Origin of the sequence: Lacticaseibacillus yichunensis (assembly GCF_003946405.1) — a bacterium.
GTDB lineage: Bacteria > Bacillota > Bacilli > Lactobacillales > Lactobacillaceae > Lacticaseibacillus > Lacticaseibacillus yichunensis.
This window is the reverse complement of the sequence record NZ_RHOG01000028.1, coordinates 24,225-39,527: the sequence shown is the minus strand read 5'-3', so window position 1 is coordinate 39,527 and position 15,303 is coordinate 24,225. Positions and strand designations below refer to the sequence as shown.

Here is a 15,303-nt window from a genome sequence, read left to right as displayed (position 1 = left end):
GAAGCCCCGAAGCCCGCAAGCCCCGAAGCCCTCTAAGCCCTCTAAGCCCTCTAAGCCCTCTAAGCCCTCTAAGCCCTTAAGATAACAAAAAGCCCCCTCAAAAGAGGAGACCCATAAAAGCTTAAAACATAAAACCAACACCATTTGACAAATTTCCTTTGTTATGGGCGTAATTGCTTGATCAAGGCTTCGACGGTGTGGCTGATCGCCGTTTCCGTCAGGGCCTGGTCGAAAAATAGATAGCCGATCGCCGCGCCGCCGACCGTTGACCAGATCAGGCGCAGCACCTCCTGGGGGTCCCATGGCACCATTTCACCCAGCGCTTGGAGAATCCGCAATTCATCGCGTACGCGGTCCCAGTAAGGCTTGGGCAGGCTTTTCATCAGCAGGTCGCGCATTTCCTCATGGTAAAACAGTTCGCCGATGAAGATCTTGACCACCCGCGCATTTTCGATCACAAAGGCCAGCCGGTCGCGAATGATGCCGTCAATAAAATCGGCCAGCGTCTGATTGTTTTTCGACAGTTGGTTATCGATCAAGTCGCGCAGGGTGAACGGGAAGATCTGGTCGATCACCGGATTCACGATGGCCTCGAGCAGGCCCCGTTTGTTGGTGAAGCGGTTGAAAATATTGCCCTCCGCCACACCGGCACGGGCCGCGATCTCCTTGGTGCTGGAATTCGCATAGCCTTTTTCGGCGAACACATCGATCGCCGCCGACAAGACCCGCTTTTGTTTTTCGGTCATGTCGTCGAGCAGGTGCTGCTGCTCATAAAGTTTCAAATTGGCATTCACTGCTTGTCGCCTCCAGGAATCCAGCCGGCGATGTCGGCCGCGGTAAATGGTGCGTCATAAGGGCGCTGGTAAGCCGCCTCGAATGCGGCCTGTTTTTGCTTGAAGTCCGTGGCCATCATCTGCTGACTATTTTCGCGCACAGACAGGCTTTCGTTTGGAAAAATAGGCGGTAAAATATGCGCCGCATAGCCGATCTGATAAAAATCGGCCGCTTCTTTTTTGGCCAAGACATGGGTCGAGACAAACATGGAAATGATCGGCACATTCGCCTGCGCCGCGTAAAAATAGGCCCCGCGCTTGGGCGGCCGCGGCTTGATGTAGTTGTACCACATTTCCTGTTCCGGATAGATCAACACCTTGTGGCCTGCTGCCAACACCTGGTTCAGATGCTGCGGAAACGTGCGCCCGAGATAGGTGACGTCACTGCCCAGGGGCAAGATGTCCGCGTAGTTCATGATGTAGCCGAGCAGCCCCGGCATCTTCAGATTAGTCGCTTGCGACACAATAAACAAGCGCGGCAGGCCCAGCCCTTTGCGCACCGCCATATTTTCATGCGGATTGAAGTGGTTGGAGGTGACGATGGCGCCACCTGGCACGTGGGCGAGGTTTTCCTTGCCGCTGACGGTCATGCCGGCGAATTGCACGCGCGTGGCGGTGTGCACCAGCGTCCGCGCCACCCAGTTATTGAGGCGGTACTTCGCCGTTGGGTACCGCTGCCAAAAAGCCGTCAGCAGCGCCGCTTCTTCGGCTGCGTCCAGGCCGGGATCATTGACTTCGACCTTCACATTGAATGTTTTTGCTTGAATGGCCGCGCGGATGTTTGCGATGACCGGGTCGCGTAGCCCGCGGTCGAGCACTTTGCTCATAACGCCACCTGTACCCCTTGCGCTTGCATATTTTTGAACGTCACCGGCACAGTCACGATGTCGCGGGCCAACTGCATCAATTTGGCCTGGTTAGTGGCATCGGTCTGCTCACCTGTTTGACCCCAAGCGGCTTGGGTCGCTTTCAGGCCGGCTTCTTCCGGTGTGCCCGCCGCGTATTGCCAGAAATACTGATCGTTGGCCACATTCGCGTAATGCCACGGCTTATCGTACAAGTTGAAATGCACGATATGCGGCTGATCGATACCTTTTTGCGTGCCCTGGGTGTTCCAGCTCGGGTCCAGAAACTGGATGCGGTGTTGCGCGATCGCGTTGATGTAGTCCTGATCCGGCGCGAGGCTGGCGAAGTGATAATCGTTGAGCAAGTTGAGAAAATGGGCGGAAAAGCCGGACGCCCGCAGCGCCTTGAGATCCATGATCAAAACGCCGGAATTGACGTAATGGCTGACGGGAATGCCGATCGCGTCTTCCGCATACCGCACCGTGACTGGGTCGCCGGCGATAAATGGATCTGGCACGGCGCCGAAAAAGTTGCCGTTAAGTGGCAGCTCAAAGAGGTCGGCGACATCCGTCAAGATCACGGTGTCGGCGTCCAGATACAGGGCCTTGTCCAGCGTCGGGAACAGCTCTGCGATAAACAGCCGGAAGTAAATGGTGAAGGTGAAATAATCTGCTCGCAGCGTGTTGCCCTTGTCGGTGATGCGTGCCTTCAGTCGATCCGTGATCGAATTGAAATCGATCTGCACGTTGGCGCTGGCCTCCTTCAGCAGTTGCGCCTGGTGCGGCTGGGTCAAGCCTTCCGTCAAAATAGTGACGTGATAGCTTTTCTGTGAATCGGTGTTGGCCACCAGGGACCGCAGCGCGATCGTCAGCGCCGGCACATAGTTATCATCAACGGAGAAAAAAATTCGGTAGGGTTCAGTCATGAGTTTGTCCTTTCATTTGCGCAAGTGTCGTCTCAAAGTCGGCCAGCAGCGCGTCCTGCGCATGGTAATTCAACTGGTCGTGGACTTTGGCGACCTCCCAGGGTTTCACCGAGATCGGGGTGAATTTTGGCAAGAATTTCAGTCGGGTGGAAAAATGGAGGAGCACGGTGTCCGCATGAGGGCCGTGCTGATCGTTGTACCGGCGCTTGACCACCCGTTTTTTCGAGCCAGCCAGCTTGTTCAACGCGGATTGATCCGGCATGAACATTTTCACCTTGGCGCAGCGCCGGCGACAGGCCGCCAGCAGCCCGCTGTCGCGCAGCGCCGCCAGGTCCATAAGCAGCACGCCGGAGTTCAGGTAGTCGAACCCAAACCGGGTGTGAAACGCCCATTTCCCGTAATGATCCAGCACCCCGATCACCTCGGCACTGGCGAGGTCTTGATGGTAAAAGTCGCTGGGATCGGCCGCCGCGATCACGTCGGTATCTAAGTAAAGGAGCCGGTCGGGCAACGCGCTGATTTGATCGGCATACAGCCGTAGCATGCAATACGGGGTGAAGCGCGTCGCCATATTCGCAGTTGGCGGCTCCCGTAAAAATTGAGTAGTGATGTCCAGCCGCACCACGCGACTGCCGGGGCGCGCCGCCTGAAGCCACTGGTCGATAAAAGTGGCGTCTGCGGCAGACAAAGGGGCATATGACCGGTCAGCGGTCTTGAGCTGCGCTGTTAATAGGAAGACTTGCAATTTTTCCGCGGTGTGCGCGACCAGCGACATCACTGAAAGCAGGACCCCCGGTGCCATCGACGCATCGCCGCAATATAAGATATTCATTCGCTGCGCCTCCGGTAATCGATGCGAGAATAAGTGCTGTGTTGACTGCGGCGAGTCATGCACCGGGCGATCTCGTCGCGCAATTGCCGCTGCTGGGCGCGCCGCGGCAGGTTCGGCTCGGGCCAAAATGGGCCGTCGACATAGACTGTCACGTGATGGCGTTGGTAAGTGGTGGTGAAGCAGAACGACGGCGCGTGCATCGCCACTGGATAATGAAACACGGAATCGGAAAAAGGTCTGATCTGCGTGTACCAAGGCCACAAGTGCGCCTCGGGGAAAATACCGACTGCCTTGTGGCTCGCGATGACCTGCTCGATCGCCGTGTAGAACTCGCCCATTTGATGGGTCGATTGCGGCAAGATCAGCGCGTTGCCATACGGAAGCAGGCCGCCAATCACGGGCATGCCCAAGTTGGCCGGCGACGCGATCGTGTGCACGATCTGCTTGCGGCCAGCCAGCACCATCGGCAGCAGTGGGTCGCCGAATGTCTGCGTGTGGTTCCCATAGAGAAAATAGCCGCGATCCGCATATGGCGTAAGCTTGGCGCGACCGACAAAGCGGGCGGCCAGCCGCGTGCGCCAAAATGCACTGCCGATGCGCCGCGCTGTTGGATAAACGAGGCGCTGGCCCAGGCGAAAGCCAAAACTATCCCGCAGCCAGCTGAAATCGGCGGCGAGCTGAAAGTCCTGATTCGCGCTCGTCACAATGTCATCTTGTAGCGTGTCGTAGTAAAGTACTGGTTTTTGCTGTGCCACGCAGACCCCTCCTTGAGTTGAGTAAGTACTCAACCAACCATGGTGAAAATTATAAACGAGTTCAAATCACTGTCAACAATTAAGCCTTGTGAATTAACCATTACAAGAAATAGCGGGTTATTTAATCTACGTTTTAATTATTTTCTGAAAGAATTTCACTCAAAATCGAAAATGATGCGGCGTGCTAAGAATATTTTTCCTCATTTCGTTTCATCGAGTCATCAGCGCCCGGCCATTGCATTCTTACCGGCAATTCGGCGGACTTTCACTGCGGCCTCAGGTGCCATCCATACAATGGACAGGCAACGGGTTTACCTGAAAGGATAGATGAAAATGGCAACGGAAAAACAATTGCGTTGGTACAACGTCGCCCTGATCGCCTTTGTCGCGGTGTGGGGACTGGCCAATGTGTTCAACAACTATGCGCAACAAGGCCTGGCGGTGATCACCTCCTGGGTGCTGATCATGGTGCTGTACTTTGTGCCATACGCCCTGATCGTGGGGCAGCTCGGGTCGGCGTTCAAGGACGCGGAAGGCGGGGTGTCCTCATGGATCGCCGCCACGTCGACAAAGCGCCTGGCTTATTACGCCGCCTGGACCTACTGGGTGGTCCATGTGCCGTATCTCGCGCAAAAACCGCAGACGATCGTGATCGCGTTCAGCTGGTTGTTCCAAGGCAACGGCCGCTTTGTGCAGGAAGTGCCGGCCATGACCACCAGTTTGCTCTGCTTGGCCCTGTTTCTGCTCTTCTTGTGGCTCGCATCTCGCGGGGTGGCGACGTTGAACCGCATCGGCAGCATCGCCGGGACGGCCATGTTCATCATGTCGCTTTTGTTCATTATTTTGGCGGTATCTGCGCCGTTCATGATTCGCGGCGTGCAGGTCGCAACGCCGGACATGGGTAAGCTGGCGACTTATTTGCCAAAATTCAATCTAAATTATTTCACCACCGTTTCCATGTTGGTCTTTGCGGTGGGCGGGGCCGAGAAGATCTCCCCGTATGTCAACAAGACCCATCACGCCGCGCGCGAATTTCCGCTGGGCATGCTGGTGCTGGCCGGGATGGTCGCGTTTTGCGCCATTCTTGGGTCGTTTGCGATGGGCTTTTTGTTTGACTCCGACCACATCCCAGTCGATCTGATGACCAATGGGGCGTATCTGGCCTTCGCCAAACTCGGCGGGTATTATCACGTCGGCAACCTCTTTGTGATCTTGTTTGCGATCGCCAACGTACTGGCGCAAGTCTCCAGCCTCGCGTTTTCCATCGACGCCCCGCTGAAGATTCTGCTCGGCGATGCGGACAGCCGCTTCATTCCGCGCCGCCTCAGCCAGACCAACAAGCGCGGCACCCCGGTCAACGGCTATGTGATGACAGGCGTGTTGGTCTCGCTGTTGATCATTGTGCCGGCGCTTGGCATTGGCAACATGAACGAGCTGTATAAGTGGCTGCTCAACCTCAACGCCTCGGTGATGCCGCTGCGCTATCTGTGGGTCTTTCTGGCTTACATCTTGCTGAACAAGCAACTGGCGAAATTTCCATCCGCCTACCGCTTTGTTAAAAATCGCAAGTGGGGGATGACCATTGGTGCGTGGTGCTTTGTCTTCACGCTGCTCGCCTGTGTGCTGGGGATGCTGCCGAAGATCGACATGGCGGCCGATCCGGCGACCTGGTGGTTCCAATTGACGCTGAATATTTTGACACCGGTGCTCTTTTTGGCCCTTGGGCTGATTCTGCCAGCAGTGGCCAAGCGGCAAAATCATCTCGAATCGTAAAAAAATAGCGCCACGGCCGTTTTGGTCGTGGCGCCTTTGCTATACTGGAGGCAGAAGAAAAATGGGAGGCCGCTTTTGATGAAAGTGATGCTGATCGGCAATGGTGGAACAGGAAAATCGACATTTGGGAAGGCGCTGGCCAAGCAGACCGGCTGGCCGTTATTGACGCTGGATTCGATCTGGCACCCCAACGACCAAAGTGCCGCCGCCAAAGCAAAGTTTCGAGCGGATCAGCGCGCGTTCATGGCCGAGCACAAAGACTGGATCATCGATGGCAATTATTCCAGTTCCATCGAGGTGCGACTGGCTGAGGCCGAGCTGATCGTCTGGTTCCGCGCCCCACGCTGGGTCAGCGAGGCCCGGGTGCTACGCCGCTCGCTGAAACACGGCAAGCCGCTTCCTGGCCAGACAGCCGGTTTTCACGAGCATTTTGACCACAGTTATTGGCACCTTTTGCGCGCGATCTGGCAATACGATAACCGCGCGGAACAACACGTCTCGCCCAAACTGCATCATCTAAAAAACGGTCAGCGCGTGATCATGGTCCGCAATGCGATGGATGAGGAGATCCTGCTCAAGGCACTGACAGAAGGCGCCAAATGAAGGTCCTACTGATCGGCAATAGCGGCACCGGTAAGTCGACGCTGGCGCGGGTGCTGGCGGCCCGCACTGGCTGGCCGCTTTTGGCGCTGGATCGCCTGTGGCACGCGGACGATTACTCTTCCGCTGCGAAAACCCGGTTGGCTGAGGCCCAGCGCCAGTTCATGGCGACGCATGAGGATTGGCTGATCGATGGCAACTACAAAGGCACCTTGCCGCTGCGGCTTGCGCAGGCGGATCTGGTGCTGTGGTGCCAGGCTCCGCGGCTGGTGTGTGAGGCGCGGGTCATGCAACGGTCCTGGGGCTTTCACCGCGACCCTGCCGCGCGTCCGGACATGGCGCCGACGTTTCGCGAGCATTTGGATCGCGATTACTGGGATTTTTTAAAATATGTCTGGCACTATGACGACGCGGCCATCCGTGCACTGGTTGCCGGCCACACCGTGATTCCGATGCGCAACGGCGTGGAAAAGGCCGTAGTGGTGCGGGCCTTGAGTCAGAGATAAAGACAGTAGTGGACGTTCTCGGGAAGCTGAGGACGTCTTTTTTGTCGGCGTCGTCGCGCCATCATTATTCTTCCGCCAATTCCAGCTCTCGCAACGGGCGGCCTGTGATCTTCACCCCAATCGTGCTGATGATCAGGCCCAGCGCCAGGAATGGGACGAAATCCATGCCGACCGAAAACCAAGGGATGAAGCGGGTCCCGAAGTCGATCAGTTGCTGGAAGAACCCGAAGTGATTCCACCCATATGGCAGGCTGTTGATCGCGTCGAGTAGGGCGGGGATGATGGTCAACCCGGTCGTGGTGGCGTAGATGACCCGATTTTTCCCAATAAAGGGATGCAAGAGGCCCAAGATGATCAGGCTGATTGCCAGCGGATACAGGAACATCAGGACCGGCGTGGACAGCGCGATGATCTGATCCAGGCCAAAATTGGCAATGACAAAAGCGCCAAAGCAGTCAAGCGGCAAGAAGAACTTGAACCCGAGGTGCGGGAACCGGCGGCCGAGGTCCTGCGACAGCGAAGTGACCAGGCCGATCGCCGAGGTCAAGCAAGCCAGTAGGGTCATCGCGGCCAGCAGTCCGGTACCGATCAGGCCGGTATAATGGGTCATGATCGCGTTGAAGGCCGGCCCGCCGTTTTCAGTCACTTTGGTAAAACTGAGGCTGAGTACGCCCAGCGCAATCAGCAGGGCATAGATGATGGCCTCAAGCCCCATCGCCAGCGCCCCGGTCTTGGCCACATCCTTCGCCCGTTTGGTGGCATCGCTGACGCCGAAGAACTTCAAGGCCGCAACGATCGTGACGCCAAAGCCGAGGCCCGCCAGCGCGTCCATGGTGTTGTAGCCCTGCAGGAAGCCGTTGATGAGATTGCTCCCGGCGGCAGTTGGCGTGCTCATTTTCGCCAATTGCGCGCCGTCACCGTGAATGAGGAAGGCCGCGATGAACGCCGCGGCGAGCAAGGCCAGCAGAACCGGATTGAGCATTTTCCCAACATAATCCGTGACCTTCGACGGATTGCGCGACAGCAAGTACGTCGCGGTGAAAAATAGGGCGGAGAAGATCAGCAGCGCCAGCGTCTCACTGCCTTTAGGAATAAAAGGCAACACCCCGATCTCAAAAGTGACCGTGGCCGTCCGAGGACTGGCGATCAAAAGGCCCAGCGTCGCATGCGTGGCGATCAGGAAAAATAGCGCAAAGCCATGCCCAACTGGCCGCGCCAAGTCATACATCGAATCGGATTCCGTCAGCGAAATGGCGAGAATGGCCAGCAAAGGCAAAAGCACAGCCGAGATCAAAAATCCAAGCGTCGCGGGTAGCCAGTTGGTCCCGCTGATCTGTCCGAGATGAATGGGGAAAATTAGGTTGCCGGCCCCGAAAAACAGGCCGAACAGCATGGAACCCAATGCCAGATACTGTTTGTGTGTGAGTGTTGTCATAATGAGCCCTCCAGATGAGTTGACGAATCAGTTGCGAGACTAAAAAAAGCGCCCCCTGCGATCGAAATGATCGCAAAGGGCGCGTGTGCGCGGTACCACCTAGCGTTGCGGCCACGTCACCGCAGTCGCCTTACAAGTACGGCCGGCAAGCGGCGATACTTCTGCGCTGTAATGGGCGCTTACCCAGCTGCAGCTTCCAGTGGTCGCAACAGCAACTCATAGCCTACTTTCATCGATCTTGTCAGGCCGCTTCACACTTTACGCGGCTCCCTGACTGACGCCATCGATTACTCTGCTACTCTTCGTCAGTGATATGATGTTGAGCTCATTTTATTGGTTTTTGATGAGAAGTCAAGAAAAATTTTTGCCGTTCTGCCATCGCGGTGTGTCGGCCTTAACCAGCGGGGCGCGCACTATTATCTGCAGGCACAGCAAACAGGCCGAAGCGTGCTCCGGCCTGCCAAATTTTAGGTTGGATCCCTTTCCCTCTTCATTTTCGAGATTCCTCCCGTCGGTGTTAGGGAACTTATTCAGTTTGAAATGCAGGTGGTACATTTTTCCGGTACTTCCCAGTACCGGGTCCGTTTAAGCCCTTTGGGTTACCCCCTTACTGCAGGTAACCGTCATTGCGTCGCTCGGGGTGGGTCGCGGGTTGGTTCCCGCCGGACTGACCGACGCTGGGAGAAAACTCGTGGCCAGCTCCTCCACGCCTCTCAGTGTCGAGATTATAATAACCCCGGTAAGCGGATACGTCAACTGGTTTGATTGTAAAAAGTTTGTTCCATTTGTGTAAATGATTCTTCGAGGCCTGAGCGCATTTATAGCGATTATTTGCCGTTCTTACAGCAACATATCGCAAAAGTAGATCGTATGGGATCGTCCTTTTGCTGGCGAGATTGCTTCTTAATTCTGGCATAAACGATCGCTCAATAAACAACAATCTTAGGCTATCGACGACGGCTTCAAATGTAAAGAAAAACCGAAGCGTCTGTGCGCCTCGGTCTAAGCTGCTTTTTTATCTGTTCGGCGCAACAGCTGGGGCTCTGAGACCCGGAGGAAGATCAGGTTGATGAGCAGCAACATGGCGGTGGAGATGAAGACGGTGTTGTAATCGAACCAGCCGGCCAACGCCCCGCCGAGAAAGGCGCCGAACATATTGCCGAGCGCCTGGAAGCTCTGATTCCAAGAGAAGATCGCACTGGTGGTTTCCGGTGGCGTATTTTTCGTCAGCAAGGTCTGAATCGTCGGGAACAGGCCGGCATCTGAAACACCGACGAACAGGCGCAACACGCCAAGGCCGATGATACTGCCGATGAAGCCCTGCGGCAGATAGACCAAAACGGCAAACAGGTAACAGCCGATGAGCACGCGGCCTGAGCCATGCTTATCCCCATACCGGCCAAGCCGCGGGGCGGCAAGGATGTTTGAGATGCCAGGCAGTGCGGCGATCACGCCTGCGACCACGGTGACTGCGCCTTGGCCATGCATCAATTCTTTGATGTACAGCGAGATGATGGGGGAGATCGAGGCGTTGCCGATCTGCACGATCATCGTCGAAACAAGCAAAATGATGATCAGCTTTGGATCTGCCACTTTTTTTAGTAGGCCGGTGCGTTTTTCACCTTTCGGATGCGCGACTGGCACAAAGGATTCCTCGACCATGAACGCGGACATCAGGCAGACCACGGTGAGCAGGCCGGCGGTGATAAAAAATGTGTTGCGAATGGAAAAGACTTGCGCCAAGATGCCGCCGACGATCGGGCCAAAAAGCGTCCCGGACACGGAGCCGGTGACCAGCGTCCCAAGCGCGGTGCCGGCCTTGCTGCGCGGGGTCTGCGAGGCAACTAGCGCCTGCGCGTTTGGAATGTAGCCGGAGAAGAACCCTTGGAAAAAGCGGCAGGCGAATAATTGCCAGATATTCGTGCACAGCCCCATCAGAAGCATCGAAACGGCGATACCCAGGCTGGCGCGAATGAGCATCACCTTGCGCCCGGTGCGATCCGCCAAGCTGCCCCACATCGGCGAGACGATCGCCGTGATCAAAAATGTGATGGCGTAGATTGCGCCGCTCCAAAAAGTCAGCTGTTGTTTGGAAAAATCGCCCATCTGCCCGACGTATAAGGAAAGGAAAGGCATGATCTCCGAAAAAGCGATGCCCGCCACGAAGGTACAAAACCAGAGGATGTACAGATTTTTCTTCCAAGGGCCTCGTTCGCGCTGCGCGTCATCCATGTTTGTCGCCTCCTGTGTGGGCTGATCGCCCGTTGTGCAGCCGCGGCCATGGCTGGAAAAAGTCGTGGTCGCGGCCAGTTACAAACTGTCATTATAGGACTTTGGCGGGCCGTTGTTAAATGCAGGCGGTCCGCTGCCTCTACCATAGCATATTGGCGCAAGAAAATGGGCTCGGTTTCACGTGAAACAAAGAAGCGGGCCGAAGCACTCAGGCCAAGTTAGCTGTTCCACCATCCCTCGGACCTCCGCACCCTCAGTCGGGCTCCGCGCGCCGCACCCTTAGTCGGGCTCCGCCGAGCAGGGGCGGGACATCTAGGTCATCAGTCACCCGAGGCAAGGAGCGCCTCACGCGCCTGATAAGCCTAGCTGCCCACCCCTAAACGCTCGGCTCCGCACCCTTAGTCGGGCTCCGGTCCGCATGGTGGAAACATCTAACTGTCCCTGTCACTCGGGGCTAAGACCGCCCCAAGCGCCAGGGCCAAGTTAGCTGTTCCACCATCCCGCGGCCCTCCGCACCCTTCCTTATTTCCATGGCCACCATTCTGGTGCTTGTGGGAGGTGGGGTTGGGGGATGCTGGCGCGCAGGGCGATGATCAGTGCGCCCAAGGCATGGCGCCAGTTGCGATAGACGTCGGGATCTTGGGCCCGCAAGCCGGTCAAGAGGCGACGCGCCTTTTGCGGCCAATCCTCTTTCAGTTCGTCAAATGTCTCAGCCTCGGTCTGGGTGATCAGCTGATAAGCGGCATTCAAACAGGCGGCCTTGGTGGCATCGTCGAGGTCGGCGACCCAGGCAGCAATGGTGCGCTGGGCGACTTGTGAAACAGGATCCAAGTGGGGAAGCCGGCGGAAATGCAGGCCGTCGATCGCCCAGGTGAATGGATCGTGCTGGCCGATGCCGTGGACGCTGCTCGCGACCACGTGGTAATCCTGGCCGGGATCAAACAGCGTCCCGATCATCGACGTTTGCGGCACCAGTTTGTGGATGCGTGGGGTCAAGGCCGAATCGACAACTTGCGCGATGCCTGGGCCATCCGCATTGAACACGCCGCGCACCCGCGCCTGCAACGTTGTATGACTATGCACAAACGCATAGGTGGCCAGGCTGCCGCCTTTGGAGTGCCCGCCCAGCCAAAAATCGCGGTCTGGGGCGGCTTCGGCCAACCGACGAAAATAATGAAGCGCGGCCTGCTGCGAGGGAATGGCTGGCAGATAGGCCATGTTGAAGTCTTCCTTCCAGTCGACAAACGCCGCGCGGGTGCCGCGGAAGGTGAGAAACTCGGTGTCATCCGGCAGGGTCAGGGCCAGCGCTGAGAACTGTTTTTCCTGGGCGAGGTCCAATTGGTCGACGCGGTCGTGGAAAATAATGTCAGCGTACCGGGGACTGCTGGCCATGGCGGTGAGCAGCGCCGCGTTTTTCGCCGGCCGCCAGGTCCCTTCAGTCAGGCGACTGCGGTCCTTCACCGACAGATCGCCGAGCCGCCCGCTGCCAGTAAAGTCAAAATAGGCAAGCTGGGCAAGCACCACGCCGTCGATAGTCGTGAGGGGCAGGCGCGCCAAGGGTTGTTTGCCAAATTGCAGGACATAGCCGATCAGATCTGTCATTTTTTCACCTCCATGACTATTATTGCACAGACATTTTTTAAAGAAAAATACGAAACTTGACCACCGTCAATTTTTTCGCAAAACACACCCTGTAAGATGAGTCTTGTGATGAAGGGAGCGATGATCAATGAAGGTTCAACGTTGGATTCAAGCCCACACGACGCCGATCACCTGGGTGGTGGCGGCGCTGATCGCGGGCGGTTATCTGAGCAAATGGTTGCAGGCGCCGCACCTGTACGCCGGGCTCTTGGCACTGGCATCGGTGCTGGCGGTCGTGCCCATCGCGATGCATGCCTGGCAGGCGTTACGAGTGCGGGTGGTGTCGATCGAATTGCTGGTCACGATCGCGGTGATCGGGGCGTTTGTGATCGGCGAATACAATGAATCGGCGATCGTGACGTTTCTCTTTTTATTCGGCAACTTGTTGGAACAAAAAACATTGGCCAAAACGCGGTCATCGATTCGCAGCCTGACTGAAATGGCGCCAACCACCGCGGACCGCTTGCGCGAAGATGGGACGACGGAGACTGTTGATGTTGATGAGCTAGAGAAAGGCGACGTGGTGGTTGTGCGGCCCGGCGCCGCGCTGCCTGTTGATGGCACGGTGGCGGATGGCGATGGATATGTGGACGAGGCGGCGATCACAGGCGAAAGTCGGCCCGTGCATAAAACAGTCGGCGCAAGTGTTTACGCCGGCGCCATGCTCAGTAATGGGTTTTTGCATGTGCAGGCCACCAAGGTCGGGGATGACACGACCTTTGCGAAGATCGTGGAACTGGTCGAAGAGGCGCAGGATACCAAGTCGCATGCGGAAAAATTCATCGATCGGTTTGCGCAGTATTACACACCGGCTGTGCTGGTGATCGCGCTGCTTGTCGGGCTGGTGACGCAAGATCTGCGCCTGGCGATCACGGTCCTGGTGCTCGGCTGCCCCGGGGCGCTGGTCATCGGCGCGCCTGTGTCCAATGTCGCCGGCATCGGCAATGGCGCCAAGCATGGCATTCTCGTCAAGGGTGGCGCGGTGATGGACGACTTTGCGAAAATTGACACATTTGTTTTCGACAAGACAGGCACGTTGACGCAGGGCCGCCCGGCAGTCACCGCGTTGACGACGTTTGCCGGTGATGAAGCCGAGGTGTTGGCGCAGGTCGCCAAATTGGAAAGCCGCTCCGATCATCCGCTGGGCCAGGCGATCATTCAGGCGGCCGAGCAGCGTGGCCTGCAATATGCCGCCTTGCCGCTTGCTGCCAGCGAGGTGATCAAAGGCGAAGGGGTGACGGGCACGATTGCTGGCCACCGCGTCTGCGCCGGCAACGCCAAACTCTTGGCGCGGCACGGGGTCGCCTTGACCGAGGCCCAGCAGACCGCCCTGACGACGCTGCAGCAGCGCGGCGCCTCCAGCGTCCTGGTCGCGATCGATGGGGCGCTTGTGCAGCTGATCGGCATCGCGGATCAACTGCGGCCGGAAGTTCCAGCGGCTCTGGTCGCCCTGACAAAAGCCGGCGCGCAGCATTTGGTGATGCTGACAGGCGACAACCGCGCGACAGCCACCACGGTCGCGCGCCAGCTGGGCATCGATGAGGTGCATGCGGAGTTGCTCCCGGCAGATAAGGTCGCCTATGTGAAAAAAATGCAAGTAGCCGGCCGCCACGTTGCGTTTGTGGGGGATGGCATCAACGACAGTCCGTCCATAGCGACGGCGGACATTGGCATCGCCATGGGCAGTGGCACGGATGTTGCGATCGAGACCTCGGATGTGGTGCTGGTGCAGGCCAATTTTCAGGCGCTGGTCCACGCCTATCAGCTGGCGAAAAAAACGGTCCGGAACACCCGCGAAAATGTGGTGATCGCGATCGCGGTGGTGGCCTTTCTGCTGATCGGGTTGATCGCCGGGTTCATCTACATGGCCAGCGGGATGTTCGTGCATGAGGCCTCGATTCTGGTCGTGATCTTCAACGCGATGCGCCTGATCGATTTCGGCGGGCACCAAAAAAAGCAGAGAATTATCGCGTCAGCTTGACCACCGTCAATTTTTCTTCGGTGAAGCGCCATTACAATAGAAGTAATTGATCAATAGGAGGTTATTCTGATGACAAAAAAATTAACCCTACAACTCGATGAGCTGACCTGCCCGTCTTGCCTGACGAAGATCGAAACGGCGGTCAAGAACCAGCCCGGTGTCGAAACGGTCAAAGTGTTATTCAATGCCGGCAAAGTGAAGGCGCAATTCGACGACAGCCAGATTGCCGCCGACCAGTTGACCCAAGTCGTGAGCGACCTGGGCTATGAAGTCAAAAGCAGCAAAGTCACCGAAGCGTAAAGGAGCGAAACGAAATGACGATTGAAGAACGTTATCAAGCGAGTGTGGCGCAGGCGGACCTGGATCATCACAAGCCGACTGCCGGGGCGATGACCAGCCACATCGTCGCCAATCTGTGGGTGCTGGATGTGAAATTTCACCAGGCGCGTTGGTTCGTCAGCGGCCCCCAAACCGCCAGTCTACAGGCGCTGTATCAGACGCTGATCGACATGGTGCGGGAACAGCTCGACCGCCTCGGCGATCTGTTGTTGGATGAAAATGAGCTGCCGCCTGCCACGACCGCGGAGATCGCGGCTTACGGCAAGATCGACGAGGAACCGCGGCTGATGTTTTCGCCGGCCGAAACGATCGTTGATGTCAGCGCCCATGACCTGACCATGGCCAATCTCTTCATCGACCGGGCGATCAAGCTAGCCCAGCGCGAGGACCGGCCCGCAATGGCGGTGGCGCTGACCACGGTGCGCGGAGAAAATAATCACGCGATTCGCCAGCTGCAGGCGATTCTAGGCAAAACGGCTTGGGAAGGTTTGCGCGACGAAGACGAGGACGACGAGGATTAGCGGCGGCCAGCGTGAGACGTCGGCCACCCGCTCGCACCAAAAAAGGACGTTGAGGCAGTCACTGCTGTCAACGTCCTTTTTGTA

The 15,303-nt window shown here is 57.2% G+C and carries 14 protein-coding genes; 6 read left to right on the top strand and 8 right to left on the bottom strand.

Annotated features, from left to right (window positions below; all coding sequences use genetic code 11):
* Positions 1-161: 161 nt before the first annotated feature.
* The 5 genes from EKM95_RS08945 to EKM95_RS08925 are packed head-to-tail and all read right to left on the bottom strand — an operon-like array spanning position 162 to position 4,191.
* Positions 162-794 (bottom strand): TetR/AcrR family transcriptional regulator, encoded by a 633-nt coding sequence (locus EKM95_RS08945; protein ID WP_225423267.1) that lies wholly within the window; start codon positions 792-794, stop codon positions 162-164.
* A complete protein-coding gene (locus tag EKM95_RS08940) occupies positions 791-1,660 on the bottom strand; it encodes a lysophospholipid acyltransferase family protein (RefSeq protein ID WP_125697634.1) in 870 nt (289 codons plus the stop codon). Before EKM95_RS08940 ends, EKM95_RS08945 begins: the two co-directional genes overlap by 4 nt.
* Positions 1,657-2,604 carry a glycosyltransferase family 8 protein gene (locus EKM95_RS08935; RefSeq protein WP_125697632.1) on the bottom strand — a complete coding sequence of 316 codons (948 nt, stop codon included), beginning with the start codon at positions 2,602-2,604 and terminating at the stop codon, positions 1,657-1,659. Before EKM95_RS08935 ends, EKM95_RS08940 begins: the two co-directional genes overlap by 4 nt.
* The gene (locus EKM95_RS08930; protein ID WP_125697630.1) at positions 2,597-3,436 is read right to left on the bottom strand and encodes a glycosyltransferase family 8 protein; all 840 of its coding nucleotides are present in this window, start codon (positions 3,434-3,436) and stop codon (positions 2,597-2,599) included. The genes EKM95_RS08935 and EKM95_RS08930 overlap by 8 nt, the downstream gene beginning before the upstream one ends.
* Positions 3,433-4,191, bottom strand: a complete 759-nt coding sequence (locus EKM95_RS08925) for a lysophospholipid acyltransferase family protein (RefSeq protein ID WP_125697628.1) — start codon at positions 4,189-4,191, stop codon at positions 3,433-3,435. Before EKM95_RS08925 ends, EKM95_RS08930 begins: the two co-directional genes overlap by 4 nt.
* A gap of 333 nt (positions 4,192-4,524) precedes the next feature.
* Here EKM95_RS08925 and EKM95_RS08920 point away from each other — a divergent pair, with 333 nt between their 5' ends.
* From EKM95_RS08920 to EKM95_RS08910, 3 genes are all read left to right on the top strand, one after another.
* Positions 4,525-5,964, top strand: a complete 1,440-nt coding sequence (locus EKM95_RS08920) for an APC family permease (protein WP_125697626.1) — start codon at positions 4,525-4,527, stop codon at positions 5,962-5,964.
* Positions 5,965-6,042: 78 nt separating this feature from the next.
* Positions 6,043-6,567: a P-loop NTPase family protein gene (locus tag EKM95_RS08915; RefSeq protein ID WP_164510155.1), complete on the top strand. Its 525-nt coding sequence runs from the start codon at positions 6,043-6,045 to the stop codon at positions 6,565-6,567.
* Positions 6,564-7,070: an AAA family ATPase gene (locus tag EKM95_RS08910; protein WP_125697622.1), complete on the top strand. Its 507-nt coding sequence runs from the start codon at positions 6,564-6,566 to the stop codon at positions 7,068-7,070. Before EKM95_RS08915 ends, EKM95_RS08910 begins: the two co-directional genes overlap by 4 nt.
* Positions 7,071-7,134: 64 nt before the next feature.
* On the opposite strand, the gene brnQ is transcribed toward EKM95_RS08910, so the two are convergent.
* The 3 genes from brnQ to EKM95_RS08895 form a co-directional block, all read right to left on the bottom strand.
* Positions 7,135-8,505 (bottom strand): branched-chain amino acid transport system II carrier protein, encoded by a 1,371-nt coding sequence (gene brnQ / locus EKM95_RS08905; protein WP_125697620.1) that lies wholly within the window; start codon positions 8,503-8,505, stop codon positions 7,135-7,137.
* A 1,002-nt stretch (positions 8,506-9,507) separates the two neighbouring features.
* Positions 9,508-10,737, bottom strand: coding sequence for an MFS transporter (locus EKM95_RS08900; RefSeq protein WP_125697618.1), 1,230 nt, complete (start codon positions 10,735-10,737; stop codon positions 9,508-9,510).
* A 522-nt stretch (positions 10,738-11,259) separates the two neighbouring features.
* Entirely contained in the window at positions 11,260-12,339 is a 1,080-nt protein-coding gene (locus tag EKM95_RS08895) for an Mbeg1-like protein (RefSeq protein WP_125697616.1), read from the bottom strand.
* A 127-nt stretch (positions 12,340-12,466) separates the two neighbouring features.
* On the opposite strand from EKM95_RS08895, the gene EKM95_RS08890 reads away from it, so the two are divergent.
* The 3 genes from EKM95_RS08890 to EKM95_RS08880 all read left to right on the top strand — a co-directional run bounded on the left by EKM95_RS08890 (position 12,467) and on the right by EKM95_RS08880 (position 15,219).
* Complete coding sequence (locus tag EKM95_RS08890) at positions 12,467-14,359, top strand: heavy metal translocating P-type ATPase (protein ID WP_125697614.1); 1,893 nt, start codon at positions 12,467-12,469, stop codon at positions 14,357-14,359.
* A 69-nt stretch (positions 14,360-14,428) separates the two neighbouring features.
* Positions 14,429-14,659, top strand: coding sequence for a heavy-metal-associated domain-containing protein (locus EKM95_RS08885; protein WP_125697612.1), 231 nt, complete (start codon positions 14,429-14,431; stop codon positions 14,657-14,659).
* A 14-nt stretch (positions 14,660-14,673) separates the two neighbouring features.
* Positions 14,674-15,219 (top strand): ferritin-like domain-containing protein, encoded by a 546-nt coding sequence (locus tag EKM95_RS08880; RefSeq protein ID WP_125697610.1) that lies wholly within the window; start codon positions 14,674-14,676, stop codon positions 15,217-15,219.
* Positions 15,220-15,303: the final 84 nt, after the last annotated feature.

Coding starts and splice junctions, on each gene's coding strand:
- EKM95_RS08920 (WP_125697626.1), top strand. CDS start 4,525: ATGGCAACGGAAAAACAATTGCGTTGGTACAACGTCGCCCTGATCGCC.
- EKM95_RS08880 (WP_125697610.1), top strand. CDS start 14,674: ATGACGATTGAAGAACGTTATCAAGCGAGTGTGGCGCAGGCGGACCTG.
- EKM95_RS08890 (WP_125697614.1), top strand. CDS start 12,467: ATGAAGGTTCAACGTTGGATTCAAGCCCACACGACGCCGATCACCTGG.
- EKM95_RS08940 (WP_125697634.1), bottom strand. CDS start 1,660: ATGAGCAAAGTGCTCGACCGCGGGCTACGCGACCCGGTCATCGCAAAC.
- EKM95_RS08915 (WP_164510155.1), top strand. CDS start 6,043: ATGAAAGTGATGCTGATCGGCAATGGTGGAACAGGAAAATCGACATTT.
- EKM95_RS08900 (WP_125697618.1), bottom strand. CDS start 10,737: ATGGATGACGCGCAGCGCGAACGAGGCCCTTGGAAGAAAAATCTGTAC.
- EKM95_RS08930 (WP_125697630.1), bottom strand. CDS start 3,436: ATGAATATCTTATATTGCGGCGATGCGTCGATGGCACCGGGGGTCCTG.
- EKM95_RS08895 (WP_125697616.1), bottom strand. CDS start 12,339: ATGACAGATCTGATCGGCTATGTCCTGCAATTTGGCAAACAACCCTTG.
- EKM95_RS08935 (WP_125697632.1), bottom strand. CDS start 2,604: ATGACTGAACCCTACCGAATTTTTTTCTCCGTTGATGATAACTATGTG.
- EKM95_RS08910 (WP_125697622.1), top strand. CDS start 6,564: ATGAAGGTCCTACTGATCGGCAATAGCGGCACCGGTAAGTCGACGCTG.
- brnQ (WP_125697620.1), bottom strand. CDS start 8,505: ATGACAACACTCACACACAAACAGTATCTGGCATTGGGTTCCATGCTG.
- EKM95_RS08885 (WP_125697612.1), top strand. CDS start 14,429: ATGACAAAAAAATTAACCCTACAACTCGATGAGCTGACCTGCCCGTCT.